This is a genomic window from Mucilaginibacter sp. P2_A5 (assembly GCF_056404995.1).
Genome location: NZ_JBFUCY010000001.1, coordinates 414,557 through 441,539 on the forward strand (window position 1 = coordinate 414,557; position 26,983 = coordinate 441,539).

At 43.6% G+C, this 26,983-nt stretch carries 15 protein-coding genes; 9 read left to right on the forward strand and 6 right to left on the reverse strand.

Going from position 1 to position 26,983, the window contains the following annotated elements; genetic code table 11:
* Nucleotides 1-102: 102 nt before the first annotated feature.
* The 9 genes from AC1DXF_RS01605 (at nucleotide 103) to AC1DXF_RS01645 (ending at nucleotide 16,556) form a co-directional block, all read left to right on the forward strand.
* Complete coding sequence (locus AC1DXF_RS01605) at nucleotides 103-2,523, forward strand: ABC transporter permease (RefSeq protein ID WP_477445423.1); 2,421 nt, start codon at nucleotides 103-105, stop codon at nucleotides 2,521-2,523.
* Between the two features lie 114 nt (nucleotides 2,524-2,637).
* Complete coding sequence (locus tag AC1DXF_RS01610; protein ID WP_477445425.1) at nucleotides 2,638-5,022, forward strand: ABC transporter permease; 2,385 nt, start codon at nucleotides 2,638-2,640, stop codon at nucleotides 5,020-5,022.
* Between the two features lie 216 nt (nucleotides 5,023-5,238).
* Complete coding sequence (locus AC1DXF_RS01615; protein ID WP_477445427.1) at nucleotides 5,239-7,620, forward strand: ABC transporter permease; 2,382 nt, start codon at nucleotides 5,239-5,241, stop codon at nucleotides 7,618-7,620.
* Between the two features lie 426 nt (nucleotides 7,621-8,046).
* Nucleotides 8,047-8,724, forward strand: a complete 678-nt coding sequence (locus AC1DXF_RS01620) for an ABC transporter ATP-binding protein (protein WP_090651025.1) — start codon at nucleotides 8,047-8,049, stop codon at nucleotides 8,722-8,724.
* Nucleotides 8,725-8,737: 13 nt separating this feature from the next.
* A complete protein-coding gene (locus AC1DXF_RS01625; RefSeq protein WP_477445430.1) occupies nucleotides 8,738-10,168 on the forward strand; it encodes a TolC family protein in 1,431 nt (476 codons plus the stop codon).
* Nucleotides 10,169-10,364: 196 nt separating this feature from the next.
* Nucleotides 10,365-10,967, forward strand: coding sequence for a porin family protein (locus tag AC1DXF_RS01630; protein WP_477445432.1), 603 nt, complete (start codon nucleotides 10,365-10,367; stop codon nucleotides 10,965-10,967).
* Nucleotides 10,968-11,185: 218 nt separating this feature from the next.
* The gene (locus AC1DXF_RS01635; protein WP_477445434.1) at nucleotides 11,186-12,976 is read left to right on the forward strand and encodes a glycoside hydrolase family 9 protein; all 1,791 of its coding nucleotides are present in this window, start codon (nucleotides 11,186-11,188) and stop codon (nucleotides 12,974-12,976) included.
* 28 nt (nucleotides 12,977-13,004) lie between these two features.
* Nucleotides 13,005-15,287, forward strand: coding sequence for a glycoside hydrolase family 3 N-terminal domain-containing protein (locus AC1DXF_RS01640; protein ID WP_477445436.1), 2,283 nt, complete (start codon nucleotides 13,005-13,007; stop codon nucleotides 15,285-15,287).
* 237 nt (nucleotides 15,288-15,524) lie between these two features.
* Nucleotides 15,525-16,556, forward strand: a complete 1,032-nt coding sequence (locus tag AC1DXF_RS01645; protein ID WP_477445438.1) for a glycoside hydrolase family 53 protein — start codon at nucleotides 15,525-15,527, stop codon at nucleotides 16,554-16,556.
* Nucleotides 16,557-16,941: 385 nt separating this feature from the next.
* On the opposite strand, the gene AC1DXF_RS01650 is transcribed toward AC1DXF_RS01645, so the two are convergent.
* The 6 genes from AC1DXF_RS01650 to AC1DXF_RS01675 form a co-directional block, all read right to left on the reverse strand.
* Nucleotides 16,942-19,524, reverse strand: a complete 2,583-nt coding sequence (locus AC1DXF_RS01650; protein ID WP_477445440.1) for a GH92 family glycosyl hydrolase — start codon at nucleotides 19,522-19,524, stop codon at nucleotides 16,942-16,944.
* A gap of 101 nt (nucleotides 19,525-19,625) precedes the next feature.
* A complete protein-coding gene (locus tag AC1DXF_RS01655) occupies nucleotides 19,626-22,766 on the reverse strand; it encodes an efflux RND transporter permease subunit (protein ID WP_477445442.1) in 3,141 nt (1,046 codons plus the stop codon).
* Between the two features lie 132 nt (nucleotides 22,767-22,898).
* Entirely contained in the window at nucleotides 22,899-23,999 is a 1,101-nt protein-coding gene (locus AC1DXF_RS01660) for an efflux RND transporter periplasmic adaptor subunit (RefSeq protein WP_477445444.1), read from the reverse strand.
* 22 nt (nucleotides 24,000-24,021) lie between these two features.
* The gene (locus AC1DXF_RS01665; RefSeq protein ID WP_477445446.1) at nucleotides 24,022-25,296 is read right to left on the reverse strand and encodes a TolC family protein; all 1,275 of its coding nucleotides are present in this window, start codon (nucleotides 25,294-25,296) and stop codon (nucleotides 24,022-24,024) included.
* A gap of 393 nt (nucleotides 25,297-25,689) precedes the next feature.
* Nucleotides 25,690-26,598: a PorP/SprF family type IX secretion system membrane protein gene (locus AC1DXF_RS01670; RefSeq protein WP_477445448.1), complete on the reverse strand. Its 909-nt coding sequence runs from the start codon at nucleotides 26,596-26,598 to the stop codon at nucleotides 25,690-25,692.
* A gap of 1 nt (nucleotide 26,599) precedes the next feature.
* Nucleotides 26,600-26,983, reverse strand: a 384-nt coding sequence (locus AC1DXF_RS01675; protein ID WP_477445451.1) for a gliding motility-associated C-terminal domain-containing protein, incomplete at its 5' end; no start/stop codon positions are given.

The window sequence follows — 26,983 nt, forward strand, 5'->3', positions numbered from 1 at the left end:
TACGAACATGTTTGTAATTTTTAAATAACACATCAAATTGATTATCAGTAACTTAATGTTTTGGTATGTGTTTTAAACCATGTGCACAAATCTGCATATCACATGATCAAGAATTACTTCAAAATAGCGTGGCGTAATATTATAAGGCATAAAGCTTATTCAAGTATAAACATAGCCGGCCTAACTGTTGGCATAGCGGCTTGTTTGCTCATTTTTGTTATTATCAGTTTTGAGTTGAGTTTTGATAAATTTCAGCCCAATTATAAAAATATATACCATGTTGTAACCCAGGAAAAGCACGAAGCCGACCTCACTTACAATCCTGGTATTGCCGTGCCTGCTACCGAGGCACTCCGCTTAGATTTTCCGCAGGCAAAAGTAGCCGCCATAAATAGCAGCTATGGCAGCCAGATCACCGTTCCCGATGGATCGGGTAATGGAACCGGCGATAAAAAATTTACCGAGAACCTGGGCGTTTTATTCATCGAGCCACAATTTTTCGATATCTTCAGTTCACAGTGGCTTGCCGGTAGCGCCTCGGTTTTAAAAGATCCTGATATGGTGGTGATTGATAAAAGCACCGCTATTAAATACTTTGGCGACTGGAAGAATGTGATTGGCAAAATCCTTAAAATGGATAATGTAATGACGCTGAAAATAGCCGGGGTTATTGAGGACGCACCTGTAAACAGCGATTTTCCATTTAAAATAATGGTATCGTTTGTTTCCTGGAAAGCCCATGGCAAAGACTATAACTATAGCGGCGAATGGGGATCTACCAGTAGCAACCACCAGGTGTTTATGCTGTTTCCTCAAAACATGAGTGCCGGCAATATAAGTTCGCAGCTGAAGATCTTCTCGGCAAAACATTACAAAAACGGAATTTCTAAAACCAACATACTGGCCCAACCCTTATCACTTTTTCATTTTGATACCCGTTTTGGCAATCCGCTTGCCGATCATACCATGAACTACGCCACCCTGCGTACGCTGTCGTTAATAGCCATATTGATCATTATAATGGCATCCATCAATTTTATAAACCTGTCAACAGCACAATCTGTTGGCCGGTCGAAAGAAGTTGGTATTCGCAAAGTATTGGGCAGTACACGTAAACAACTGATTGGCCAGGTTATAGGCGAGACTACCCTGGTTGTATTTTTTTCGGTAATACTTGCTTTGGCCATAGCCAAAGTTGCTATGCCCCAACTAAAAAATATAGCCAATGTACCCGAAAGTATAGGTTTGTTCACTGCGGTAAACCTGCTTTTTGTAGCAGCGGTAATGGTAATAGTTATCCTGTTATCCGGAGTTTACCCGGCAATGGTGGTATCTGGCTTTAAACCGGTTTTGGCTTTAAAAAATAAAATTACAGCTGCTTCAATTGGTGGCATTCCATTGCGCAGGGCTTTAGTGGTTGCTCAATTTGCCATCTCGCAGTTGTTAATCATCGGTACAATAGTGGCAATGAACCAGATGGACTATGTGAACAAAGCAGACCTGGGCTTTAACAAAGGGGCAGTACTTATTATTCCTGGTTATACCGATAGTATCAGCCTTGGCAAAATGGCATCGTACAAGCAGCAGCTGATGCAAAACCCGGCGGTAAAATCGGTAAGTTTTACTTCGGATGCACCATCGTCAGAAAATAACTGGGGTACCAATTTTAACTTCAATAACACGAAAAAGGATAATGGCTTTAACACTTATTTAAAATTCGGCGATGCTGATTATTTTAAAACATTCGGATTGCAATTTATTGCCGGTAAAGGTTATGATGTAAGCGATACTGCTAAACAGGTAGTAGTGAATGAAACATTTATTCACAAATTAGGCATCCAAAACGCTGAAAACGCCATCGGTAAAACAGTACAGTTTGGTGGTGGCGGCAAATGGATGCCAATATCGGGTGTAGTTAAGGATTTTAAAACCAACTCGCTGCGTGAAACCGTAAAGCCAATTGTTATCAGCCCGGCAAAAAAATTTGAAGGGAACGTTGCCATCAAAATTCAGACCAAAAACTTAAGTAGAACTGTTGCCGAATTGCAAAAAATGTGGGAGAACACCTATCCCGAATATGCTTACAATGGCTATTTTCTGGACGATAATATTGCCAAATTTTACCAGGCAGAAAACCAGATGGCGATGGTTTACAAAATATTTGCCGGTATAGCCATTTTTATTTCCTGCCTTGGCTTGTATGGCCTGGTATCGTTTATGGCAGTACAGCGTACCAAAGAGGTTGGTATCCGTAAAGTATTAGGGGCATCGGTGAGCAGCATTGTTTACCTGTTTTCAAAGGAGTTTATTGTACTTATCGTTATCTCTTTTGTAATTGCCACGCCTTTGGCCTGGTACGTGATGACCGGCTGGTTGCAAAACTTTGCTTACCGTATTTCGCTCAGCGCATGGGTATTCCTGCTGGCTATTGCTACTTCGGTGGTTATTGCCTGGGTTACTGTAGGGTATAAAGCAGTACGTGCGGCGCTGGCCAATCCGGTGAAAAGTTTGCGGAGCGAATAGTGGAGTAGTGAGTGTAGGGCGGCAAGTGATGAGATGACAATTTACTTTAATGCGGCACCGTAAGTTAGCTGCCAGTACCAATGAACTAATGAACTAATGAACAATTGAACTACTATGATAAAGAACTACATTAAAATTGCCTGGCGTAATTTAAAGCGCAACAAGACCTATGCCGCTATCAGTGTTATTGGCTTGGCGTTGGGTATTGCCTGCGGGATATTGATATTCACGTTGGTTACCTATCACCTAAGCTTTGATACCTTTCATAAGGATTCGGACAGGATATATCGTTTATATACCGAGTGGCATGATGATGGCATCGGAAAATCAAACGGTGTGCCGCAGCCATTAGGGAAGGCCTTCAGGAACGACTTTACTATCGGCGAAAAAACCGCGAGGGTAATAAATTTTGAGGGTACGCTTATCACCATAACAAAAGGCACGGAGGTAAAAAAATTCCAGGAAGTAGACGGCGTGGCTTTCACCGAGCCTGAATATTTTGACATTTTAAACTTTCCGCTAATTAAGGGCGATAAAAAGAAAATGTTGGTAGCTCCGGGCGAGGCGTTGGTTACCCAAAAAATAGCGCAAAAATATTTTGGTAACGATAATGCCATTGGCAAAGTGTTTCGCCTGGATAATAAGGTGAACTTTACCATTACCGGTATCTTGAAAGATTTGCCCAACAACACCGATCGCAGGCAACAGATTTATGTATCGTACGGTAACATGGACGAGTACACCGGCAATAAGCGGCGGGAAGAGAATTGGGGAGGTGTATACAGCGGCAGCGAGGCCTTTACCAAGTTAAAAAAAGGGGTAACCCAGGCCCAGGTTAATGCGGTAACCGCTCAACTTATTAAAAAACATTATACCGGCCGCGATTTAAAAGTTTGGTTTTTTAAACTTCAGCCACTTAATGATATGCACTTTAATGCCGAGTTAAATGGCTATGCTGATAAAAAATACCTTTGGGCGCTATTTTTTATCGGCTTATTCCTGATTATTACAGCCAGCGTAAATTTTGTTAACCTGGCAACGGCGCAGGCGCTTAACCGCGCAAAAGAGGTTGGTGTACGTAAAGTGTTGGGCAGTATGCCAAGTCAGCTGTTTTGGCAGTTTATTGCCGAAACCGCTTTAATAACTACAGCGGCGGTATTGGTTGCTGTAGCGTTATCATACATAGCTTTGCCAGCTATTAATCACCTGTTTCAGTCAGAAATGCAGTTTGATAAAACAGCGCTGGCTATATTTATTATATTGATCGGTATTGCCGTAGTGTTCTTATCGGGTTCATATCCGGGTTTGGTGCTGGCAAGGTTTCAGCCTATCCAGGCGCTTAAAAGCAAACTTTCGCAAAAGGACATCGGCGGGTTTTCACTGCGTAGGGTGCTGGTAGTTACCCAGTTTACCATATCGCAGGTTTTGATTATCGGTACTATCATCATTGTATCGCAGCTGCACTACTCGCAAACCGCCGACCTGGGCTTTAACAAGGATGCTATTGTAATGATACCTATTCCTAAAAATGACGACAAGGCTATTTTAAGCACGTTGAAAAACCAGTTAAACCAAATTCAGGGTGTCGAAAAAGTTACTTATTGTTTCAGGCCGCCCGCTTCGCAATCCAATAATAGTACCGGGGTTAATTTCGACCATCGGCCCGAAGAAGAACATTGGAGTATCAATGTTAAATCGGCAGATGAAAATTACATTTCAACCTTTGGATTAAAATTGGTTGCCGGCCGTAATTTTTTCCCGTCAGATACTACACGTGAGTTTGTGGTGAACGAAATGGTAGCCAAAAAACTAAACATGAAGCCACAGGATTTGATAGGTAAAATGCTGTCAATTAACGGCAAAGGCACAACAGCGCCAATAGTGGGCGTGGTAAAGGACTTTTATAACTATTCCTTCCACAGCGAAATATCGCCGGTATGCATCATGCCGAATTATAAAGGTTATTCAACCGTGGCCATTAAAATGAATATGCGTAATGCCAAGGCATCTTTAGCATCGTTTGAAAAGGTATGGAACCAAAGCTTCCCCGAAGAGTTTTACTCGTACCAGTTCCTGGATGATAATATCAAAAAGTTTTATGAGCTGGATAATATTCTGTTGACCCTGATTGAGGCCTTTGCGGGTATCGCTATCGCCATTGGTTGCCTTGGTTTGTATGGTTTGGTATCGTTTATGGCTGTACGCAAAACAAAGGAAATCGGCGTACGTAAAGTTTTGGGCGCAAGCATTACATCGGTGCTTTGGGTTTTTGGTAAAGAGTTTTCCATTTTATTGCTGATTGCGTTTGTCATTGCATCGCCATTAGCCTATTGGGCCATGCATAATTACCTAAAAGATTTTCAATACAGGATCTCTATCGGGCCCGAAATCTTCTTTGAATCTATACTGTTCACCTTTGTGATAGCGGCGATAACCGTAAGCTACCGGTCGGTATTGGCCGCGCTGGCCAACCCGGTAAAAAGTTTAAGGAGCGAATGATGAGTTCATTGGTTCACTGGTTCATTAGTTCATTGGTGGAATGTTTTAGAGTTTGCATGGGACGGCTTGGTGTCAGCAAGTCGCCACTAAGCGAATAAACAGGACGTACGAACCCAGTTAACAAATGACCCATCAGACAAGATCAACGAACCAGTGATCCACCAGGACAAGACCAATGAACTAATGAACCAGTGAACTAATGAACCAATAAATAAAATGATAAAAAACTACATCAAAATTGCTTTGCGTAACCTTTGGAAGCATAAGGCGTTTTCCATTATCAATATAACAGGCTTATCCATAGGGATAACAGCCTGTTTTTTTATATTCATGTATGTAGGCTTCGAGCTAAGCTACGATAAGATGCATACAAAGGCCGATAGGATCTATCGCCTGGTCACGGATATAAAAACGCCTACCGAGACCATCAATACGGGCGTTACGGCGTGGCCATTTGCGCCAAACATTAAAGCCGATTTTCCCGAAGTGGAATCGTTTGTAAGGATAAGCGGCGGCAGTTTCCTGGTAAAAAAAGGGAACGTTAAATTCCAGGAAGAGCACTCCATATTTGCCGACTCTGCATTTTTTAAGGTTTTTGATTTTAAACTGCTGAAAGGTGATCCCAAAACTGCATTGTCGGAAGTAGCCACAATCGTATTTTCCGAATCGGCAGCAAAAAAATATTTTGGCAAGGCAGATCCTGTCGGGCAAACCGTACTGGTTACCGGCGATAATATCCCGGCCAAAGTTACCGGGGTTATGAAGGATATTCCCGAAAATTCGCAGATTAAAGCGGACATGCTGATATCGATGGTTTCGCTCACTCAAAAGTTTAATAAGGGGCTGGATAACCAATGGAGCAATTTTGGAGCATCAACATATCTGCTGTTAAAGCCCGGCACAAATCCTAAAAACCTTGAAGCTAAACTGCCTGCATTTTTAGAACGCCGTAACGGCGAAGAAGAAAAGAGACAGCACATGTTTTTCAAGCTATTTTTAGAGCCCTTGAAAACAGTTTACCTGTACTCGAAACGTAGCGGGCAGGAATCGGGGAGCATTAACAACGTTTATATATTTACTGTTGTGGCCATATTTATATTGCTGATAGCTTGTATAAACTTTGTAAACTTAACTACGGCACGCTCGGTTGAGCGGGCCAAGGAGGTAGGCATCCGCAAGGTGGTAGGCGCCGAAAAAGGGCAACTGGCCGGCCAGTTTATCGGCGAATCTGTGGTGCTTTGTCTTATCGCGTTTTTGCTCACCATCATACTCTCTGCTTTATTGCTGCCATTATTTAACCAGCTTGCCGGTAAAACAATCAGCGCGGGTATTTTTTCCAACTGGTATTATGTGGCCATATTGCTGGGTACATCTGTGGGTATAGGGCTTATTGCGGGTATTTACCCCGCATTGGTTTTATCGTCATTTATGCCGGTTTCGGTGTTAAAGGGCAGGTTTTCGGGCAGTAAAAAGGGCAATGTGTTACGTAAAACATTGGTTATCGCCCAATTCACCATTTCGATATTTCTCATCATTGGCACCATCGTTGTTTATTCGCAAATGAGTTTTATGCAAAACCGCGATCTCGGTTTTTCTAAAGACCAAATGCTCATCATCGATACCAATGACGACCCTGCAGGCAATGCATTTAAAGAAGCCATAGCATCTATACCGGGCGTTAAATCAACCGCCCGCTCATCAAGCATACCGGGCGGCGGTAATCCGGGCGCTTATTCCGAAATTGAGAACAAAAAAGGCGATCTCCAGATTGCCAATCTCGACCTTTACTTTGTTGATTGGGATTATGTGAACCAGTTTAAAATTAAAATGGTAGCCGGTCGTGCTTTTGATCGCCAGTTTGGTACCGATACGGCACAGGCCATGTTACTGAACGAGGCCGCGGTTAAACTATTTGGCTACAGCACGCCTCAGCAAGCAATAGGCAGGCGCTTTAAACAATGGGGCCGCGAAGGTAAAATAGTAGGGGTAATGAAGGATTTTCACTTCCGTTCGCTACAGGAAGTAATTAAACCGTTAAGTATGCGTATCGAAATGAGGAACGTTTCCCTGATTTCGGTAAAAATGTCCACCCAAAATACCGCTTCAACACTGGCAGCCATCGAAAATAAATGGAAGATGTTAATCCCCAACAGGCCCTTTGGCTATTACTTTTTAGATGAGTTTTTTGACCGTCAGTACCGTGCCGAGCAGCGTTTTGGCAAGCTGTTCCTTAATTTTGCCGTGCTGGCCATATTTATATCATGCCTTGGTTTGTTAGGCCTGGCATCATACAGTACACTACAACGTACCCGCGAAATTGGCATCCGCAAGGTATTGGGCGCCACTGTGCCGGGAATTGTCAATATGCTATCCATTGATTTTATTATACTGGTCATTATCTCCTTTTTCATCGCATCGCCATTGGCTTATTGGTTTATGCACAGCTGGCTCAAGGATTTTGCCTATCGTATTGATATCAGCTGGTGGATCTTCGCCGTTGCCGGCATCCTGGCGTCTGTTATTGCCCTGGGCACCATCAGCTTCCAGGCCATCCGGGCAGCATTAAGCAACCCCGTTAAAAGTTTGAGAAGCGAATAGTATAGGTTAAAGGATAAAGGCGAAAGGTAAAAGGCAGCTGCGTTAGCGGCATGTCCCAACCAGGTGAATCAACCGGCGAAGCCCGATTGATTCACCTTTCACCTTTCACCTTTCACCTTTCACCTTTCACCTTTCACCTTTCACCTTTCACCTTTCACCTTTCACCTTTCACCTTTCACCTTTCACCTTTCACCTTTCACCTTTCACCTTTCACCTTTCACCTTTCACCACATTGTATCATAACCGTACGCCCCATGTTACATAAGCGTACAGTTATTATTTATTTGTTTTGGATTAACTTACTGATAATTAACTGTTTGAAAGTTTGGTATATTATTGATACCTGAATGATAAAATGATTATTATTATTGCTGTTAAGTAAAATTCAAATCACTAATTCACAACTAACTAATTCAAAACAAAAAAATGTTATCTCTTCAGCATATTTCAAAATACTACCAGGTAAGCGGACTGAAAAATTATGTGCTTAACGATTTAAGCCTTGAGGTTGATGAGGGCGAATTCATTTCTATCATGGGGCCCTCGGGTTCGGGTAAATCAACTTTGCTTAACGTTATCGGTATGCTCGATGAGCCAACCGACGGCTATCATTACTTTGCCGGCCATGCCGTACATCAGCTTAAAGAAAAACAACGTTCGGCTTTATATAAGCAATACATCGGTTTTGTTTTCCAGGCATACCACCTTATTGACGAACTTACCGTTTATGAAAACATCGAAACGCCGTTAATTTACCAGGATTTTAAAAGTGCCGAGCGTAAGGCCATGGTTGCCGATATACTGGATAAATTTAATATAGTTGGTAAAAAAGATCTTTTCCCTGCCCAATTATCCGGCGGGCAACAGCAGTTGGTTGGCATTGCCCGCGCTTTGATTGCCAAACCCAAATTGTTATTGGCCGATGAGCCTACCGGCAACCTGAACTCCAAACAAGGGGAGGAGATCATGGAACTTTTCCGTAAGCTGAACAAGGAAGATAAGGTAACCATTATACAAGTAACCCACTCCGAAAAAAATGCCGAATACGGCACCCGTATCATTAACCTGCTCGACGGTAAAATAGCATCATCAAAACAACTCTGATCATCATATAGTAATGCGATATTTTAAATTTATATTTTTTGGTTTGATAGCACTGTCGGCAACACAGGTACAGGCACAAACAGATTCTGTTCTATCTATTAAACAATGCGTTGACATCGCTATAAAAAACAACCTCGATGTAAAGAAAAGCGAGCTGGAAATGGCAAGGCTGGCAGTTGGCTACAGGCAAGCCAAGGAGTATTTATTGCCTACCATTAATGCCGACGTTAACCACAGCGTAAATAACGGCCGGAGTTTAAATACATATACCTATAGCTACGTAAACCAGTCGCTCACTTCTGGCAATTATAGTTTAAACGGCAGCCTTACACTATTTAGCGGCCTGCAAAATTTAAATAATATTAAACAAACCTCGCTTTCGTACCAGGCAGGTAAAATGGATTTTCAACAGGCTAAAGACCAGATAACCATACAGGTTATTACAGCCTATTTGTCTGTTTTGGATAATGCCGAATTATTGAACCAGGTGGCCAATCAACTGGATGTATCAAAAAAACAAATTGAACGGCTTACTATTTTAGAAAAGGAAGGAGCCAATAAAGTACCATCAGACCTGTATGATTTGAAGGGTACTTATGGCGATAACCAGCTAAACCTTGTGTCCGCAAAAAGCGCATTGGAGGTATCTAAACTAAACCTGATGCAAATGTTAAACATTCCGTATAACAAAAACCTTAAGCTGGAACCATTGAGCGTACAGGATGTATCAAGCAAAACCGACGCGACTTCAGAGCAGGTATATAATACGGCGCTGCAGCAATTAGCGTATATTAAAGCGGCCGAATTAAGGAGCAAAAGCGCCGAAAAAGGCATAAAGGTTGCCCAGGGCGCATTGTTGCCTACACTTACTTTGGGCGCGGGTATCTTTACCAATTATTCAAGCGCGGCACAAAAATCAACGTTTATCGATTCGGCAGAAGTAAATACCGGTTCATATGTAAAAGGAGCGGGCGGAAACCAGCCTGTATATACCAAAATTGCAAACAATAGCATTCAAAACATTGGTTATTACGATCAATTTAAAAATAACTACAATACCCAGGTAAGCCTAAGTCTGCATATCCCTATCTTAAACTATTTCCAGAACCGGAATAAAGTGTCCCTGGCAAAAATTAACTACCAGGAAGCAAAATATGTAGAGAATAATGCCAAAATAGTTTTAAAACAGAATGTTGAGCAGGCCTATCTGAACATGACACTTGCTTATGAAAGGTATACAGTTTTGCTTGAACAGGTTAAAGCTTATTCAGAGTCGTTCAGAATTGCCGAGATCCGGTTTAACGCGGGTGTGTTAACATCAGTTGAATTTGTGGTAACCAAAAACAATCTTGACCGCACCAAGCTCGCGATGATCAATGCCCGTTACGATTGCTTTATCTACAACAAAATATTAGATTATTACCAGGGACAACTAAGCTTGTAAAAAAAACAGAAAAGTTTTAGGATCTGTAAAAAAGTTTTACATTTATCGCAGAATTTAAATCCAAATATCCGGTTTATATATCACCGCAATCGCCGTGTAATATAAACCGGATTTCTATTTAGGGACTTCTCAAATTACTTTTTGCCGCTTCTGGGGAATTTTAATAAATTTATCGCCTAAACATAACCCTACGAAAATGAAAAAAACAATCTTAATTACCTTTAGTATCTGCCTGTTATCCATCGGCTTTGTATCGGCGCAGGTAGTGCCAAGCTTTTCATTTGGCGCTAAAGCGGGATTAAATTTCTCGGCATTTCCGGCAAACGGAAAGTATGACAACAGCTCGCAAGCAGGCTACCTGGGAGGCGTTTGGGCGCGATTTGGTGCACTCGGTTTTAATTTTCAGCCAGAATTATATGCCACAGCAAAAAACCTAACGGTTAAGGACGATGCCGGAAACGAAAACAAAGCTAAGTTTACAAGTTTGGATGTGCCCTTGCTTATAGGTACAAAAATTGGCGCGCTTGGCTTAGGAGGGCGTTTTTATGGCGGCCCGGTTTTTTCTTTTACGGTTAATAAAGATCAGAGTTTTAGTGGCGCAAGCAGTGAAATAACAAAGTTAAACTACAAAGATGCCAACTATGGCATCCAGCTTGGTGCCGGGGTAGACATCAAAGACTTTTCTGTTGATTTAAGGTACGAAGGCGGTTTGAATAAAATCAGCTATGGCCCGGGCTATTCGCACACCCGCGTGAGCATTTTTAGCTTATCATTGGCTTACAAAATATTTTCGTTGTAAAGGGGCTAAACCCGGTTCAACAATATTACCTGGCTTGCCACATAATGGCAGGCCTTTTTTATTTGTACGCCCGGCCCGTTACACATCATAAATTGTCTTTTTAGTATTATATTTTCGGCCTATTTGGCAATAATAGTATTATACTTATTGTAAATTGTACACCTATATTTAAATTCCGGTTTGTTACCCAACAAAACCGCGCAAAAGGTTGCAGTACAATGAATATAAATTTTAATAGCATCAAAATTCAGGCAGGCAGGTCAACAGGGATATTTTTATTACTGTTGATGGTTAAGCCGGGCACCGCCCAAACTACAGATACCGCGTCAAATCCAATAAGATTAAACCAAATAGGGTTTTATCCAAACGCCATAAAAAAGGCAATTGTTTTAAGTGGCGATGCCCGATTGTTTACCATCCAGGCGCCAAATAAACGCACCGTGTTCAGTGGTACCTTAAAACCATCTGCAAGCCCGTCTTTTGCAGGCAAAACTACTTACATAGCCGATTTTAGCGATTTTACAAAACCAGGCGAATACCGGCTGACCGCTGCCGGCGCAGGCAGCTCTTATTCATTTAAAATAGCAGGTAACGTTCACCAGAAAGTAGCGAAAGGAGTTATCAAAGCCTATTACTTTATGCGGGCATCAACGCCGCTGCCCGCGAAGTATGCCGGTAAATGGAGCAGGGCAGCGGGGCACCCGGATAATAAAGTATTGGTTCATCCTTCGGCAGCAAACCAAAAGCGGCCGGCGGGCACTATTATTTCATCGGCAGGTGGCTGGTATGATGCCGGCGACTATAATAAATACGTAGTTAACAGCGGCATCAGCACAAGCACCTTGCTTTCATTGTATGAGGATTTTCCGGCCTATACGAAAACGGTTAAGCTCAATATTCCCGAAAGCGGCAATACCCTGCCCGATGTGTTGGATGAGGTATTATGGAACCTGCGGTGGATGCTTACCATGCAGGACCCTAACGATGGCGGCGTGTACCATAAATTAACCAACGCCGCTTTTGATAAGTTTGAAATGCCGGATAAGGACACCACGCCCCGGTACGTAGTACAAAAAGGTACGGCTGCCGCGCTTGATTTTGCCGCTGTTATGGCGCAGGCCTCCCGGATATTTAAACAATTCCCGCAGCAAACACCAGGCCTGGCCGATTCATGCCTCATGACCGCGAAAAACGCCTGGAAATGGGCTGTCCAAAATCCAAATGTTGCCTACCGGCAGGAGGAAAATAACAGGAAATTTAACCCTGCCGTAACCACCGGCGGCTACGGCGACAACAATTTTACCGATGAGTTTATCTGGGCAGCATCCGAGCTTTATGTTACCACCCGGGATGCAGGTTACCTGAAAAATATCAACCTGCTGCCCGATGATAAAATGCCGGTACCGGCCTGGAGCCAGGTAAAACTATTAGGCTATTATACATTGCTCAAAAGCAATGCCGGCGTTGCAGAGCTGCCCGAGATTAAAAAGAGGTTGTTAATTACTGCCGATGAATTGATTAAAGGCGTTGATGGCAATGCTTATCAAACCTCCATGACGCTATCTGCCAAACATTTTGGCTGGGGCAGCAATTCCGACGCGGCCAATGAGGGTGTGCTGCTATTGCAGGCTTACAGGTTATCGCACGATAAAAGGTACCTGGATAACGCCCTGGCCGACCTGGATTACCTGCTTGGCAGAAATGCTACCGGGTACTCATATGTAACCGGGTATGGCACTAAAACGCCTTTGCACCCGCATCACCGTCCATCGGCAAGTGACGGCATAACGGAGCCTGTACCCGGTTTATTGGTGGGCGGGCCAAATCCGGGCATGCAGGATGGTATCAAAGCGCCATCCAAAGTACCTGACGAAGCTTATATTGACGATACCCAGGCTTATGCCGCCAACGAGGTAACCATAAACTGGAATGCGCCTATGGCTTACCTTGCTAACGCGATAGAAGCTTTGCAAAACCAGTTAAGCTTAAAAACGAAATCAACTAAATAAAAATCTCTCAAATAAAATCAATTAACAAATGCGAAAAATTTACATAACGGCAGCAAGTTTACTTTTGCTCAATGTAATATCCCCGGCAGTACAGGCTCAAAAAAAGCCGCTGATGAGTGCTATCGATAAAAAAGTAGATGCCCTGATAGCCAAAATGACCTTAGAGGAAAAGGTAGGCCAGATGACCGAGGTTACCTCCGATGTGGTGTCAAAAACAAAAGCGCCCGATCATGAGCTGGATGCTGATAAATTAAAAGAAGCCATCATGAAATACCATGTGGGCTCAATTTTAAATGTAACCGGGCATGCATACAGCCGCGAGCATTGGTATGATGTAATATCAACCATCCAAAAAGCCGCCGGCCAGGACCGTTTAAAAATCCCGGTTATCTATGGTATAGATGCCATACACGGGGTTACTTATACTGTTGGCAGCACACTTTTTCCGCAGGAAATTGCTGTGGCAGCTACTTTTAACCGTGATATTGCCCATAAAGCCGGCGAGATTACTGCCTATGAAACCCGCGCCAGCTATATTCCATGGAATTATTCGCCCGTGCTCGATTTGGGCAAATCGGCGCTTTGGCCTCGTATTTATGAAACCTTTGGCGAAGACCCATACCTGGTGAAAACCATGGGTGCCGCTATTATAAAAGGCTACCAGGGTAATAATGTTGGTGATAAATACCATGTAGCCGCCTGTATGAAGCATTACCTGGGCTATAGCTTTCCGTTAAGCGGTAAAGACCGTACCCCGGCCTGGATCCCCGACCGTTATATGCGCGAATACTTTTTACCCTCGTTTGCCGAAGCGGTAAAAGCAGGCGCTAAAACCCTGATGATTAACTCGGGCGAAATTAACGGCGTACCTGTACATGCCAGCAAATACCTGCTAACCGACGTACTGCGCGGCGAACTTCATTTTGACGGCGTAGCGGTTACCGACTGGCGCGATATTCAATACCTGCATGACCGTCATCACGTAGCTGCTACTCAAAAAGATGCCGTGATGATAGCGGTTAACGCCGGTGTAGATATGAGCATGGTACCATACGATTATACCTTTTTCACCTACCTGGTTGAGCTGGTTAAAGAAGGGAAAGTACCAATGGCCCGCATTAACGAAGCTGTACACCGCATATTGAAAGTTAAGTACGAACTGGGCTTATTTGAACGCCCGGTTGGCAACCCGGACGATTACCCGAAATTCGGATCGGAAGAATACCGCATGGCGAGTGTACAGGCTGCAAACGAGGCCATCACATTGCTTAAAAACAATAACAATGTGCTACCGCTTAAAAAAGATATGAAAGTGCTGGTAACCGGTCCTACGGCCAATACTATGCGTTCGCTGGATGGAGGATGGAGCTACACCTGGCAAGGCGATGAATCGGACAAGTTTGCAGCTAATAAGAATACTATATTGGAGGCTGTCCAACAAAAAATCGGCAAAAATAATGTGAGCTACGAAGCAGGCGCTGGTTTTGACAGTTTGCAAAACATCGACGAAGCTGTTAATGCCGCAAAAAAAGCCGATGTAATAGTGCTTTGCCTTGGCGAATTATCATATACCGAAAACGTAGGCAACATTGACGACCTGAACTTGCCTGCCGCCCAGATTCAATTGGCGCAGGCGCTGGCAAAAACAGGTAAACCCGTAATACTTGTACTGGCCGAAGGCCGCCCAAGAATTGTTACCGATGCAGAGAAACTTTCGGCAGCTACGTTGATGGCTTATTTACCCGGCAACGAAGGCGGCGATGCCATTGCAAGTGTGTTATTTGGCGATGTAAATCCATCGGGCAAATTGCCGATAACTTATCCCCGTTTTACTAATGCCCTGACCAACTACTACCGTAAGAACCTGGAGAACGGTAACCCGGATGATAAACATGGTTATAATCCGTTATACGAGTTTGGTACCGGCTTAAGCTATACCACATTTAGTTATGCTAACCTGCACATTAGCAAGCCTGAGTTAAAGGATAACGAAACGTTGACTGTTACCGTTGATGTAAAAAATACAGGCCAGGTTGAGGGCAAGGAATCGGTGTTGTTGTATACCAGCCAGCAGTATGCCAGTATTGCGCCGGATACCAAACGCTTAAGGGCTTATGATAAAATATCGTTAAAACCGGGCGAAACAAAAACAGTATCGTTTAAAATAACCCCGAAAGACCTTGCCTTTGTAAACGATATAAGTAAAACCGTTACCGAAGCAGGGGAGTTCAAGATTATAGTAGGCGATCAGACGCAAAGCTTTAACTATGTGTCGGCAAGCACTGTTCCGTCGAGAACCGGCAAACTATAATTTGAGCCGAAAGCAGAAGGCTTAAAGCACAAAGCCGGGAAATATTTGAGCCGAAAGCAGAAGGCCTAAAGCACAAAGCCGGGAAATAAAGTTACCGAAGCAGGTATTGAGAATTTGGCATATGCCGGATTTTTAATACCTGCTTTCTGTTTTGATGCCGGATAAAAGCTTTCTGCCTTAGGCTTTCAGCTTTTAGCTTTTAGCATTACATTTGTTTACCTATTATAATTATTCCAGATGAAGAAGGCGCTGTGCTCATGCTTGTTGTTGATATCCTTTTTAAATTTTTCCTGCTCCAAAACAAAATCAACGCCCGAGCCGGTTGTGGCTGATTCCGTCAAGGTATTTGCGAAAGGCGCCGATATCAGCTGGGTTACCGAAATGGAAGCTAAAGGGATTAAATTTTATGATAAATCGGGTACACAAAAAGATCTGTTTGTCCTCTTAAAAAGCCTGGGATTTAATGCCATTAGGTTACGTGCCTGGGTTAACCCAACAAACGGTTACTGCAACACGGCCGATGTTGTGGCCAAGGCGTTGCGTGCCAAAGCCCAGGGCTTTAATATCATGATCGATTTTCATTACAGCGATTGGTGGGCCGATCCGGGTAAGCAAATCAAACCCGCCGCCTGGGGTGCGCTTGATTTTACCACGTTGACTTCGACCCTGCATGATTATACCAAAAGCGTTATGAACACGCTAAAAGATAATGGCATTACCCCGCTATGGGTGCAGGTTGGTAACGAAACCAACGATGGCATGCTTTGGGAAGATGGGCGCGCCTCAAAAAACATGGCCAACTTTGCCGCTTTGGTTAAAAGCGGTTATGCAGCTGTTAAAGGAGTGAGCCCAACTACCCAGGTAATTGTACACATTTCAAACGGTTATGATAATGGCCTTTTCCGTTGGATGTTTGACGGTTTGAAGGCAAATGGGGCCAAATGGGATATCATAGGTATGTCGTTATACCCATCCAAAACAAACTGGGCCGGTTTGGATTCGCAATGTTTAACCAATATGAACGATGTGGTTTCCCGGTATGCAACCCCGGTTATGGTGGTTGAAGTAGGGATGGAGGCTGGCGCACCGGCGGAAGCAAAAGCTTTCCTGTCGGATATTATCAGCAAAGTAAAATCTGTGAATGGCAGCAACGGCAAAGGCGTTTTTTACTGGGAACCCGAAGCGTACAACAACTGGCAGGGTTATGGCCTGGGCGCATTTGATACCGGGGGCAAACCAACGGCCGCGCTGGACGCGTTTGCAAATTAAAGATCCATTTTATTTGGTGTGATAAATTTTAAACACCAGGTAGGGAAAACTTCATGCTACCTGTTATAATGTTGTAATTAATTCCACATAAATGTACTTTTATTGAAGCTTTTTGTAATTTTTTACTCCCGGTTCCTGTTCTTATAAATTGCGAATATGGAGGTGTTTTTTATTTTTTGCAAAAACGTCAATTGGTTGATATTCAGTATGTAAAGTGTTCCATCTCTTAATTTGATAATATGTAAAGTATTGACTGTCAATACCAAAGCGTTCCAGGGCGTTCCATGCGATCCACGCGTTCCGGTGGAACGGCTGTACATGTTATTGTACCCCTGTCGACATAGGCAGACAGGTTGTTATTGGCGGCGATTAGTTTAATATCGCTTCATAGTTTGATGAAGCTGGCCTCGTCAACAAAACTGCTTTTACCATTAATTACCGCTATTGCTTTAACCGTTGCATTGGCCGAAATGGCAATTGGTTGATTGTACAGCATTGAAGCTGTGGTAGGGGTAGTTCCATCTAAAGTATAATAGATTTTGGCATCAGGGTCAACACTTTTTATTTGTATGCTGATGGGGCTTTTGAATGATTTTGAGGGCGCTATGATATAAGGGTTGGCTACAATTAAACTGTCGGTGATTTTTGAAACCGGGCGTTCCAAATCCTGTACAAACAGTTTATTGGCCAGTTTGCCGGCAAATACTTCAAACTCGCCGCCGTTGGCAATATCGTCGAAATTAAGGTACAGTTTGTTATACGTTTTCTTTGCCAGGCTCATACCCTGTAAATAAATATTGCCTTTGCCTATGCTTGCCCCGGAATTGATTATGGCGAACTGTTTGCCGTTTTCTAAATTAACTACAGCTTTATCAAACTGCGGCACACCAACCTGGAAAGCCTGCTGCCCCGGCGCAATATTATAAATACCCAGCGAACTCATTACATACCAGGCCGACATTTGCCCGCAATCTTCGTTGCCGGCCAGCCCATCGGGCTTGTTGCTGTATTCCTCGCGCAATATCTTATCTACATAATATTGTGTTTTCTCTGGCGACGCCGTAAAATTATACAGGTAAGCCATGTGGTGGCTTGGTTCGTTACCATGCGCATATTGCCCTATCAGGCCGGCCACGTCCGGGATATCGTTGCCCTTAAGCTTTGATTCGGTTGTGAATAACTCATCCAGTTTGGCTTCAAAAGCTTCCTTGCCGCCCATCTTTGCCATTAGGGTTTCTACATCCTGGGGCACCATGAATGAGTATTGCCAGGCATTGCCTTCAGTGTAATTACCGTTAATCTCGGTAGGGTCGAAGGGGCTAAACCAGCCACCATTGCTGCGGGCCTGCATAAAGCCATCCTGGTTATTATAAACGTTTTTCCAATACTGGGCACGCTGAATGTATTCGGCGTAGTCCCTGGGCTTGTCCAACATTTTGGCCATCTGGGCTATACACCAATCGTCATAGGCGTACTCTAAGGTTTTGGATACCGATGCATCTTCCTGGCCAGATAATACCGCGCCGTTTTTACGATAAATGTCCAGCCCAAACTGGTTGCGGTTTACAGCTGCTTTCATCGCCGTAAATGCTTTGGCTGCATCAAAATCACGGATGCCCTTGGCATAGGCATCTACAATAACGGGGATGGAGTGGTTGCCAATCATGCAATAGGTTTCGGTGCTGGCCAGTGGCCATATCGGCAATAACCCTCCCTGATCATACATCGCCAAAAACGATTTAATAAAATCAAGTGTGCGCTTCCTGTCTATCAGTGTCAATAAAGGATTTTCGGCCCGGTAAGTGTCCCACAGCGAAAAAACGGTATAGTAATTAAAGCCCTGCGCGGAGTGCACCTGTTGATCCATGCCGCGGTATTGCCCGTCAACATCACTATAAACATTGGGGGCCAGCATGCTGTGGTACAGGGCAGTGTAAAATATAGTTTGTTTTATCCCGGCATAGTCAATGGGCTTTATCTTTTTGCCAGCAGGAGCAGGGCCGTAAGGGCTGTTAACCGTCCCTGCATCACTCAATGCCGATTGCTGCGACGATGAGGGGCCGCCACCTTCAACCTGTATTTTATTCAATTCGGTATTCCAGGTTGCTTTAGCAGCTTTCTGGACCTTCTTAAAATCGAAATCGGGCACTTCTGCATCCAGGTTTTTCAGGGCACCTTCGGCACTTACCGCCGAAATGCCAACTTTAGAAATCACCTCGCCGGGATTGTTGAACTGCAGGTACATTTTTATGTTTTTTCCTTCCAGTTTGTTTTTTCCTTCCTGTACCTGGTCATTAAGTGCTATGCCGTAAGTTTTAAATGGTTTTGAGAATTTAGCATAAAAGTAAACCTGCTGATTATTAGCCCATGATTTTGATTTACGCCAACCGCGGATCTCGTGATCATTAACCGCTTCAATCCATGAATCTAACACTTCGTCGCGGTGTTGCAGGTCTATGATGATGTTGGCTTTTTCGGCATCAGGATAGTTATAACGGTGTACGCCTACACGGGTGGTGGCCGTTAATTCGACACCAATGTTATATTTATCCAGCAGGGTTTTGTAGTAACCAGGTGTAGCCACCTCGTTTTTCTTTTTAAAGCCAGAACGGTATCCGGTGTTTTTAAACTGCGGCTCGCCGGTTGTGGGCATAAACAGCACATCGCAATAATCCGGGATACCGGTGCCGCTTAAATGAGTGTGCGAAAAGCCATAGACTACAGTATCAGTATAATGATAGCCCGAACAACCATCCCAGCCTTCCAAACGTGTATCGGGGCTAAGCTGTACCATACCGAAGGGCATAACCGCGCCGGGGTAAGTATGCCCATGCCCCCCGGTACCAATAAAGGGGTTAACCAGTTGGGCGTAATCTTTAAATTTTATTTTTTGTGCCGATGAAACCTGGAATGACAAAAGGAGTACAGCATAAAAAAAGCTGCTTATATAGGTGCGCGACGATGGCATATGTTTAACGTGTGGTATAATAACGCAAATTAAAACTTAAAAGCATATAAACGAAAAAACGCCCGGTTCATTTTAGCCGGGCGTTCAGTTTAGCGGGGATATTATGCGTTGCGTACAACGCCTATTTTTTTCAACAGCTTACGGTTTTCGCGGCGGTGGATGAGCCGGTGGACGATAGCATATATGATTGGCAATATCAATAACGTTAATATGGTTGAAGTTACCAGCCCACCGATAACTACAATGGCCAAAGGTTTCTGTGTTTCTGAACCTATACCTGTTGATACAGCCGCCGGCATTAAACCGATGGCCGCCATTAGCGCCGTCATTACAACCGGTCTTACGCGGCTGATAACGCCCTCTAAAATGGCTTTATCAAGTGCCATATGTTCTTCCAGGTTCTTTTTAAACACGGATACCAGGATTACGCCGTTTTGGATGCAGACACCAAACAGGGCGATAAAACCAATGCCCGCAGAGATGCTAAAGTTTGTGCCTGTTATGTGTAAGGCCAATATTCCACCTATTAACGCGAATGGTACATTCATAATTACAAGGGTGGCGTCTTTAGCGTTGCCAAAAGTGATGAACAAGATGAGGAATATTACCAGCAGGCAAATTGGCACTACGTGCGCCAGGGTTTTTGAAGCGCGTTGCTGATTTTCAAACTCGCCCGCCCATGCATATGAATAGCCATGATCCAACTTTACTTTTGAGTTAACTTTTTGTTGAGCTTCGGCAATAGTACTACCCAGATCCCTACCTCTTATAGAGAATTTTACAGCGATATAGCGGCTATTATTATCCCGGTAAATAAATGCCGGGCCGGTTGTTGATTTGATGGTAGCAATCTCCTTTATCGCTATTTTTGATCCGTTAAGTGTAGGGATCATCAGGTTTTCGATCTTATCCTGCGTATCCCGGAATTGTTGCTGATATCTTATCCTGATATCAAACCGGCGTTCGCCCTCATATAGCTCAGTTGCGGCTTTGCCACCTATGGCCATTTCAATTACCGAGTTGGCATCGGCTGTTGATACACCGTATAATGCCATTTTTCGCTGATCCAGTTCGATCCTGAATTCGGGCTGACCTAAATTGCGCAAAACACCAAGGTCTTCAATACCCTGAACTGTTTTTAAAACACCCAATACGCTATCGGCCTTGTGATCAAGGGTCTCAAAATCAGGCCCGAATATTTTTACAGCCAATGATGCGTTAACCCCGGCCACGGCTTCGTCAACGTTGTCCCGAATTGGCTGAGAGTAATTAAATACAGCACCTGGTATTTTGGTTAACTGTTTATCCATCATGCTTATCAGCTCATCTTCGGATATACCTTTGCGCCATTCCTTTTTATTTTTAAGGTCGACTTGGATTTGCACGTTGAAGAAACCCTTAGGGTCGGTACCGTCATTGGTGCGGCCAACCTGCGCCAGGGTTTGTTTTACTTCGGGAAACTTTTCCAGTATCTGCATCATTTTTTGGTTGATGCTTTCAGCTTCATTTAATGATACACTCATGGGCAATTCCGCTTCAACCCACAGGGCGCCCTCGTTCAGATCGGGCAAAAATTCCGAACCCAAGAACTTGGCAGAGAAAAAAGTCAGGGCCATAAAAGCTATTGCTACCAGCAAACTTAATTTTTGATTTTTATAAGTGAAGCTGAACATCCGGCGGATGCCATTTTCAAAAAATATAACAACCGGATTGTGCTTTTCTTTAACATTTTTTTGCAGCAGGATGCTGGATAGGGCAGGCACCAGGGTTAACGTAAAGATCAACGCGCCAAGCAGGGCAAAGCCTAAGGTATAGGCTAATGGCGAGAACATTTTACCCTCAACTTTCTGAAATGCGAATATGGGGATCAAACAGGTGATGATGATGAGCTTGGAGAAGAAAATTGCTTTGCCCATTTCGGCGCCCACATTTTTGAACAAACCAAGTTTGGCAAGCCCGTTAAACTTCTGCATGCCTACTTCTTTGGCTTTATGATCCAACGCAACAAAAATCCCTTCAACCATTACAACTGCGCCATCTATAATAATCCCAAAATCTACGGCACCCATCGATAGCAGGTTGGCGCTCATTCCCTTTATCCGCATACACACGAAGGCAAATAACAGCGACAATGGGATGATAACGGCTACCGTTAGGGTAGTGCGCCAGTCGGCCATAAACAGGAATACGATAACTGTTACCAGGATAATACCCTCGCACAGGTTATGTATAACGGTTTCGGTACAAAAATCCATCAGGTTTGTACGGTCGTAAAAGGTGTCGATCTTCACATCCTTTGGCAGGATGTTATCGTTTAAATCTTTCACCTTTTCACGGATACGATCTAAAACCTCCGCCGGATTTTCGCCTTTACGCATTACAATAATACCTTCCAGCACATCTTTTTGCTTGTCGCGGCTTACTTGCCCCAATCGCGGCAGACCAGCCTCTTTAACCTCGGCAATATCTTTGGCCAGGATAGGTACGTTATTTACATTTTTGATGATAATATTCTGGATCTCATCTATATTATTGATAACCCCGATACCACGCACTACATAGGCCTGGTCGTTTTTTTCGATCACATCGCCACCCACGTTAATATTACTGCGGTTTATAGCCGTATAAACGTCGAGAGATGTAAGCCCATATTTTTGCAACAGGGCAGGGTTAACAGATACTTCATAAGTTTTTTCCTCGCCGCCAAAGCTGTTTACATCGGCAACACCAGGAACAGATTTAAATTGACGGTCCAATATCCAATCCTGGATAGCGGTAAGTTCATGGATTGATTTTGTACGGCTTTTAAGCGTATAACGGTAAATCTCGCCGGTAGGGCCGTACGGCGGTTCTACTTCTGGTTTCACGCCGTCGGGCAGGTCGGCATTGCCCAGGCGGCTTAATACCTGTTGGCGGGCAAAAGCGTCATCCACATCATCGTCAAAAATAATGCGTACGTATGATAAGCCAAAGGCCGAAGTAGTACGCAGGTTAGCCTTTTTTTGTACCGAATTTAAAACAGTCTCCATCGGGATAGTGATCATTTTTTCAACTTCCTCGGCGCTTCGGCCAGGCCATTGGGCTATAATGATGATCTGGGTATTAGTTACATCAGGAAACGTCTCGATGGGCGTATTCAGGTAGCTCCAAACGCCAAGCACAACCAAAACCAGTGTCATAAAAAACACAAAGTAGCGGTGCCTGAGCGAAAAGTATATTATATTTTTAATGAATTTATTCATTTTGATAGTATCAAGTATTCAGTATCAAGTATCAAGATTTTTGGGTATCAAATGGTTAGTATCAGGTAGTCCGTATTTTGATATCTAGTTCCCGAACTTCGGTCTTGATACTTACTACTTGATACTAAAAAATCAATCTCCCGCTAATGCATCATATAAAAGCAGGCCGTTTTTCGAGATCACTCTGTCGCCGGCGTTTAGGCCTGATGCGATGTAGGTGATGTCATCAACGGTTTTGATAACGCTTACCTCGCGTACTTTTAAATCGCATTTGCTGTTGTAAACCACCACAAAGTTTTTGCTGCTGTCGAAGATCACCGCTTTGGCGGGAATTGATACGGATGTTGCAGCATCATTATTGGTAATTACTACGTTGGTAAACATTTCGGGCTTCAGCAGCATATCGGTGTTAGGTAATACTACCTTTATCTTCATCACCTTGTTATCGGGGTCGAGTACCGAGCTTACGGCATCGATTTTACCTTCGAAAACTTTACCTGGGTAAGCCAGCGTAGTTACCTTGGCGTTGTAGCCGGTTTTAACCTTACTGATATCAGATTCAAACACGTTGGCCCAAATCCATACATCTTTCATGTTTGATATGGTAAACATGCTGCCATTGTTATCCTGGCGTATAAAACTGCCCTGGGTAACATTTTTTTCGACGATATACCCGCTTTCAGGCGCCTTGATAACCAGCGTACCACCCGGATTTGTGTTGCCACCGCCATTGATGGCAATTTGCTGTTGAATTTTTCGGTTGGCAGCCTCGGCTTTATTGTAGTTTTCCTTGGCTTCAGTGTAATCACGCTCGCTGGAAATACCGTTTTTATACAAGTATTCGGCTTGTTCTAACTGTCGCTTTGCTATAGATAAATCTGATTTTGTGGCTGTTAAATCGGTGTAGTTGCCTGCTACATCGGCGCTGCGCATAATAGCCAAAGTTTGGCCTTTGCTTACTTTATCACCAAGGGATACCTTTACGTCTAATATTTGCCCGCTGGAAAAAGGAAATACTTTTACTACGTTGTTTTCGTCGTTGGAGACCTCGCCCGATAGGGTAAGCTCATTTTTTATAGCAGTGGTTTTCGCAGTGTCGATGGTTATAATTTTTTCCATCGAGTCGCTTACACAAACCTGCTTACTTTCTGCTACGGGTTGCGGCTTGCCTTTGCAGGCGGCAAGCAATAGTAAAGCGGAGATGCCGGATAACAGCGTTTCTCTTTTCATCATTATATATGTTTTATAAGGTGTTTTACGATTTAATTATAGTAGTACCGGTCGCGAAATTGAGGTCGGCAATGGCTTTTTGTAGATTATATTGCTGTTGCAGTATTTTAAGCTTGGTATCCTTGTAGGTATCAAAAAAATCAACAAACTCAATCAGGCTGATTTGCCGTTGCTGGAAGCTTTTGAGCATGCTGTTAAACAGGTTATCGTACTGCTCATTAAACTCCAGTTGCTGGGTCGAGAACAATTGCTGGTTTAATTTGTACTGATTTACTGCAGCAACTACATCGTTTTTAAGTTGAAGCTCGTTTTGCTTTACCGTTGCTTCCTGGCTTTGAATATTGTATTTGGCCGATTTAATATTACCCTGGTTGCGGTTAAAGAAGGGGAGGGGCAGCCCAATTTGTAAACCATAGTAATTGCGGGCATAGCTGCTGTTTTGGTCATAAGCGGCGCCGATGGTAACGTCTGGCACGGCCAAAGCTTTTTGATAGGCCAGGTTATGTGTGGCCGAGCTTAACTGGTATTGGTTTGACAGGTAGTCGGGCCTGTTGGTTTTGGCCTGCTCAATAAGGCTGGGGATATCGAGGGTAGCCGTTTCAACAGGTTTATCGCTTATCACGGGGTACACAAAAGCTGTTTCTTTGGTTTGCAGCAGGGTTTTTAACTCGGTTTGTAAATCGTTAACCTGGCGGTTATTCTCCACCATATCATTCTGCAGGCCAAAAAGCAAAGCTTTTAACCTGATCAAATCCTTCATAGAAGTATTGCCCGCATCAAATGATTTTTGGATAGCAGCCACCAGGTTTTGAGCCGAGCTTATCTCGTTTTGATAAACTTTTGCCTGGGCATTTAGCGTAGCCAGCTGGCTGAAATCAAGTTGCAGGTTATAGCGCAGGTTACGCATGAGGTCGGCAAAGGCCGCCTCCTGAACTTTGGCATCGTCTTCGGCAACTTTTACCTGTTTGCCGCGTTTGCCGGCGGTGGCAAATACCTGGCTTAGCTGCACAAATACCTGGCCGCTGTTGTTGCCATGATAAAAGAACTTTTTACTGCCGCCATCCCAGATGTTTTGGTCGGTGCTTAGTACGGGGTTATCCCAAAGTTTGGCTTGCTGTATCAGCGCTTTTGAAGCCTCAATATTATACTTCTGCGCCAGAAGGCCCAGGTTGTTCTCCAAAAACTGCTTTTCGGCATCCTGGAAGTTAATTTTGAGTGTGTCGGTTTGGGCGTTGGCCCGGATTGTATTACAGCAAAAAAATACAATAAATAAAAATAGCAGGGTTTTTATCTTAAACATGGTCCTCTTTCAATTCAACGGGACAAAAATTCATAAAGGGTATGAATTTTCTATGAAGAGGATGGCCGGGGTGGAAATTTTATATGCGGATATTGTGATAAGGTGTTCGCTTTTGCAAGTATCCGTTCGGTTTGGAAGACGCGAACACTTAAGTTATTATTTTGATGGTGTTCGGGCCCAGGTGAGACCGAATACCACATTTTTAAAAATCCGAGCACAGGGCCGTTATACCCTAAAAGGTGTTAAGAACCGGGAAATTTTACACAAAAAGTGATACTAATGCTTAATAAATACACCAAAAATTTAAAAGAAAATGCAAATTTTTACAACAAAAATTCATTTGCCAAAAATATGCTGTAATAGGAGCGATGTGATGTAAAAAATACACTCGTTTTATAATAGTTTAGAAACCGATGCGCCTTTGCCAAAACGAAAACTCAAAGAAACTTCATGGGTTGCATTGTTAAAACCACCCAGGTTTGCCGAAGATGTTCCGAATTGATAACTGTACCCTAAACGGACAGATTCTATGTTTATCAATATGATACCTGCAGCCTGATTGTTGGTACGATAATTTACGCCAATACCAAGCTGGTTTTTGATATAAAGCGTGCCCGATATATCGCCTACCAACGGAACTCCATTTGCATAGGATACCAAAGCAGCCGGCTTAAAGCTAAATTCATCAGACAGGTTGGTTATACACCCTGCCGAAAAATAGTAATGATTCCTGAAGTTATTGATGTTTTGTACCGAAGCGGTACCAAGGCTGGTTAACGTAAGTTCCGGCAGCGAAAATCCAACATAATACCAGTCTGTATAATAAATAACCCCGAAACCCAAATTGGGCTTAGTTTGGCGTACATCGTCCTTGAAAGACGGATCGCCTGAGTCGAGTTCAGAATAGTTAGCCCTGTAATTCCGCAGGCCGGCATTTAACGATACGCCCAAATAGCTGTTTGTTTCCAGTTGAATAGCCTTGGCAAAATAGGCATTAATTTCAAACTGGTGCTCTACGGCAAAATTGTCGTTCATTACATTAAGGCCAGCTGCTCCGTTTATGCTTTCTATGGGCAAATTACCGTTAAAAATTAAGGTTGATGGCGCCCCGTTTATGCCTACCCATTGCTTGCGTGCCAGCAATGTTACCGAGCCCGCCTTATCAAGCAACGAGTAGGCCGGATTAAGCGGCGTCAGGTTTTCGGCATATTGAGTATAACTAAACTGGCCGTTTTGGGCTTTGAGCTGTAAACTAAATCCTATCGAAAAAAATGCGATGCTTAAAAAGCCGGTTATCCTCATGTTAATATTTAATGATTAAATAGCCGGTTTTACGTTTCAACTGGCCTTTATTGCGGTACTCCAGCAAGTAATAATAAGTACCCGCATGCTGCATAGCGCCCGTTTTATTTGATCGCCCGTTAAATACCTTACTCGTATTATCATATCCCGATGCTTCAAATACGGGTGCGCCGCTCCGGTCAACAATGGTTAATTTATTATCAGGATAAGCTGTAATGCCATCAATGGTAAACACATCGGCAATGCCATCGCCATTTGGCGAAACACCCTGGTGAACTGTTATGCCGTCATTTTGCATGTTGTCTGCAAGGCTCCCTACAACAGCAGGCAGGCTTAGGCTATGTTTATTTACAACTCCAACCAGGGCGGCGGGCCTGGTTATGGT

Bases quoted from the DNA above. Each gene is read 5' to 3' on its own strand.
- AC1DXF_RS01665 (WP_477445446.1), bottom strand. From the start codon at position 25,296: ATGTTTAAGATAAAAACCCTGCTATTTTTATTTATTGTATTTTTTTGC.
- AC1DXF_RS01670 (WP_477445448.1), bottom strand. From the start codon at position 26,598: ATGAGGATAACCGGCTTTTTAAGCATCGCATTTTTTTCGATAGGATTT.
- AC1DXF_RS01655 (WP_477445442.1), bottom strand. From the start codon at position 22,766: ATGAATAAATTCATTAAAAATATAATATACTTTTCGCTCAGGCACCGC.
- AC1DXF_RS01615 (WP_477445427.1), top strand. From the start codon at position 5,239: ATGATAAAAAACTACATCAAAATTGCTTTGCGTAACCTTTGGAAGCAT.
- AC1DXF_RS01620 (WP_090651025.1), top strand. From the start codon at position 8,047: ATGTTATCTCTTCAGCATATTTCAAAATACTACCAGGTAAGCGGACTG.
- AC1DXF_RS01640 (WP_477445436.1), top strand. From the start codon at position 13,005: ATGCGAAAAATTTACATAACGGCAGCAAGTTTACTTTTGCTCAATGTA.
- AC1DXF_RS01625 (WP_477445430.1), top strand. From the start codon at position 8,738: ATGCGATATTTTAAATTTATATTTTTTGGTTTGATAGCACTGTCGGCA.
- AC1DXF_RS01610 (WP_477445425.1), top strand. From the start codon at position 2,638: ATGATAAAGAACTACATTAAAATTGCCTGGCGTAATTTAAAGCGCAAC.
- AC1DXF_RS01635 (WP_477445434.1), top strand. From the start codon at position 11,186: ATGAATATAAATTTTAATAGCATCAAAATTCAGGCAGGCAGGTCAACA.
- AC1DXF_RS01650 (WP_477445440.1), bottom strand. From the start codon at position 19,524: ATGCCATCGTCGCGCACCTATATAAGCAGCTTTTTTTATGCTGTACTC.
- AC1DXF_RS01630 (WP_477445432.1), top strand. From the start codon at position 10,365: ATGAAAAAAACAATCTTAATTACCTTTAGTATCTGCCTGTTATCCATC.
- AC1DXF_RS01605 (WP_477445423.1), top strand. From the start codon at position 103: ATGATCAAGAATTACTTCAAAATAGCGTGGCGTAATATTATAAGGCAT.
- AC1DXF_RS01645 (WP_477445438.1), top strand. From the start codon at position 15,525: ATGAAGAAGGCGCTGTGCTCATGCTTGTTGTTGATATCCTTTTTAAAT.
- AC1DXF_RS01660 (WP_477445444.1), bottom strand. From the start codon at position 23,999: ATGATGAAAAGAGAAACGCTGTTATCCGGCATCTCCGCTTTACTATTG.